Here is a 2893-nt window from a genome sequence, read left to right as displayed (position 1 = left end):
GCATCGAGCAGCGCTTCGGGCACCACGACATAGCCGATGCGCAGGCCGGGGAAGAGGATTTTCGAGAAGGTGCCGAGATAGGCGACACGGCCCGAGCCGTCCATGCCCTGCAGCGAGGTCAGCGGCGGGCCGGCATAGCGGAACTCGCTGTCGTAATCGTCCTCGATGATCCAGGCATCGTTGCGCCGCGCCCAGTCGAGCAAAGCGAGACGGCGGCGCATCGTCATCGTCACGCCGAGCGGATATTGATGCGAGGGCGTGACATAGGCCGCGCGCGCCTTGGAGCACAGGCTTTCGCCGATCTCGGGATCGAGCCCTTCCGCGTCGACGGGTACGCCAAAAACCGTGGCCCCGCTGCCGGCCAGCACGGCGTGCGCCATGGGATAGCAGGGGTTTTCGATCCAGACGGCATCGCCGGGACGAAGTGCTGCACGCACCAGGAGATCGAGCCCCTGCTGCGTGCCCGACGTCAGCACGATCTGGCCGGCGTCGCAGCGCACGCCGCGTGCGGTCCTGAGATAGGTGGCAATTGCCGTGCGCAGCGGCAGGCCGCCGCGCGGGTCGCCATAGCGGAAATGCTCCGGTCCGGGGCGGGTGAGGTGGCGCGACAGAAGGATGCGAAACATATCAAGCGTGCGCGGATCGGAGACCGCAACGCCAAGGCCGCAAGGTAGCGACGCCGCGACGTCGATCTCCGCTGGACGCGGCTTGATCAGCGTCAGCGGCAGATGCGGCACATCAGGCGCGACGAAGGTGCCGGCGCCGACCTTGGCGACCGCAAACCCCTCCGAGATCAGCATTTCGAAACAGGCAACCGCCGCCGAACGCGACAGGCCGAAGCGCTGTGCGAGATCCCGGGTGGTCGGGAGTTTCGCCCCGGTGGCCAGCGCGCCGGTCTCGATCAGCCGCCTGAGCGCCGCATAAAGCTCGCGGCTGCGCGGGCCGTCGCCCGGCAGGACCGGGATCAGCGCCGACCAATCCGGAAAATTGGTCCGGTTTTTCTTCATGGGATTGGTTCTTTTATCGACCAATGTCATGGCGCATGGTTGGCAGACGACAACCAAGGATGCAAGCCGTGAACGACACGCCAGCCAGTTTTCCGACCACCAGCCGCAACCGCGTCAAGCGCCTGCACGAGCGCGGCAGCTACGACCATGCGGCAGTCTTCGCGGTGCTGGATGCCGGGCTGCTGTGCCATGTCGCCTATACGTTCGATGGCCAGCCCTATTGCACGCCGACCATCCACTGGCGCGAGGACGACATGCTGTACTGGCACGGCTCGTCGGCCAGCCGCATGCTGCGCAATCTGCGCGGCGGCACGCCGGCCTGTCTCACGGTGTCGCATCTCGACGGGCTGGTGCTGGCGCGCTCGGGCTTCAACCATTCGGCCAACTACCGCTCGGCGATGTGTTTCGGCACGGCGCGAATCGTCGACGAGCCGCAGGAGAAACTGAAGGCGCTGGCCGGCGTCGTCGACCGTTTCTATCCCGGCCGGAGCGAGACCCTGAGGCCGATCTCGGCGCAGGAGGCCAAGGCGACGACGGTGATCGGCATGCGTATTGAAGAGGCATCGGCGAAGGTACGCGCCAAGGGCGTCGGCGACGACGAGGAGGATTACGGGCATCCGGTTTGGGCCGGCGTCATCCCGGTGCGGATGGTGGTCGGCGCCGCCGAGCCGTGTCCGAGGCTGATGCCTGACATGGAGCGGCCGCGGAACCTGGCTGGATATGCCGAGGGCGCGCGGCTCGATGAGGCGCTGACGCAGGCGCAGCGGGTTTATGAGGGCGAAGTTTAGCCCGCGCCTAGTGGGAACGTATTCAAATCTTGCCGCTGCCGCCGCCTCGCGATATCTCGACACCATGATCACCTTCCGCCGTGCGCAGGCCTCCGACCTGCCTGATATCGTGGCCATGCTGGCCGACGATCCGCTTGGCGCCGGCCGCGAGGACGCTTCCTTGCCGCTGGCGCAAGGTTATGTCGACGCTTTCAACGCCATCGACGCCGATCCCAATCAGCTGCTGGCGGTGGCCGTGGATGGCGGCGAGGTGGTCGGCACCTTGCAGGTAACTTTCCTTGCCGGGCTCTCGCGCAAGGGCGCGTGGCGCGGCCAGATCGAGGCGGTTCGGGTCGCCGGCCACAGGCGCTCGGACGGCATCGGCAGGCAGATGATCGAATGGGCGATCGACGCGTGCCGCGCGCGCGGCTGCGGCCTCGTTCAACTGACCACCGACAAAGGGCGGGCGGACGCGCATCGTTTTTACGAAAGCCTCGGCTTCACCGGCAGCCATCTCGGCTACAAGAAGAGCCTTTAGGCGGTCGGAAAACGCTGCAACACTTTTGTGGAACTGCTCGCGGCGTTCGAGCAGTGCGCCAGTGCTGGCGCATTCGGGAAACCGTTCAGGCACACTTCAATTCGCGGCCAAGAGGGGATATAGGTCAGTCAAGTTGACCTATATTGCAGCGTCGGGGAGGCGTGCCGTGACCCTTATGAACCTGTTGGCTTCGCGCTCGTCGCGCATGAAAGCGTCCGAAATCCGCGAGCTGCTGAAGCTGCTCGACCAGCCGGACATCATCTCGTTTGCCGGCGGTATTCCCGATCCGGCGCTGTTCCCGGCCGAGGCGATCCGCGACGCCTATGCCGATGTGCTGGGTGGCGCCGAGGCGGGCGCGGCGCTGCAGTACCAGGTCTCGGAAGGCTATCTGCCTTTGCGGCGCTGGCTCGCCGGGCAGATGGGCAAGCTCGGCGTCGCCTGCGACGAGGCCAACATCTTCATCACCTCCGGCTCGCAGCAGGCGCTGGATTATCTCGGCAAGCTGTTCCTGTCGCCGGGCGACACCGCGCTGGTGACGTGGCCGACCTATCTCGGCGCGCTGCAGGCTTTCAACGCCTATG

The 2893-nt window shown here is 66.1% G+C and carries 3 protein-coding genes and 1 pseudogene; 3 read left to right on the top strand and 1 reads right to left on the bottom strand.

Features of this window, described 5'->3' with window-relative positions:
• On the bottom strand, positions 1–1007 hold a 1007-nt coding region (locus ENZ75_RS27135; protein WP_245481256.1), incomplete at its 3' end, for a PLP-dependent aminotransferase family protein.
• Positions 1008–1042: 35 nt separating this feature from the next.
• Here ENZ75_RS27135 and ENZ75_RS27130 point away from each other — a divergent pair.
• The 3 genes and pseudogenes from ENZ75_RS27130 to ENZ75_RS27120 all read left to right on the top strand — a co-directional run.
• Positions 1043–1795 (top strand): pyridoxamine 5'-phosphate oxidase family protein, encoded by a 753-nt coding sequence (locus tag ENZ75_RS27130; RefSeq protein WP_063168570.1) that lies wholly within the window; start codon positions 1043–1045, stop codon positions 1793–1795.
• A 64-nt stretch (positions 1796–1859) separates the two neighbouring features.
• Positions 1860–2312, top strand: coding sequence for a GNAT family N-acetyltransferase (locus ENZ75_RS27125; protein ID WP_063170279.1), 453 nt, complete (start codon positions 1860–1862; stop codon positions 2310–2312).
• Between the two features lie 175 nt (positions 2313–2487).
• A pseudogene (locus ENZ75_RS27120) lies at positions 2488–2893 on the top strand (PLP-dependent aminotransferase family protein); the annotation flags it as partial.

This window comes from Mesorhizobium sp. M7A.F.Ca.CA.002.04.1.1 (assembly GCF_004022805.1).
Taxonomy (GTDB): domain Bacteria; phylum Pseudomonadota; class Alphaproteobacteria; order Rhizobiales; family Rhizobiaceae; genus Mesorhizobium; species Mesorhizobium ciceri.
The sequence above is the reverse complement of the archived record's forward strand: the minus strand, read 5'-3'. Positions and strand labels throughout refer to the sequence as shown.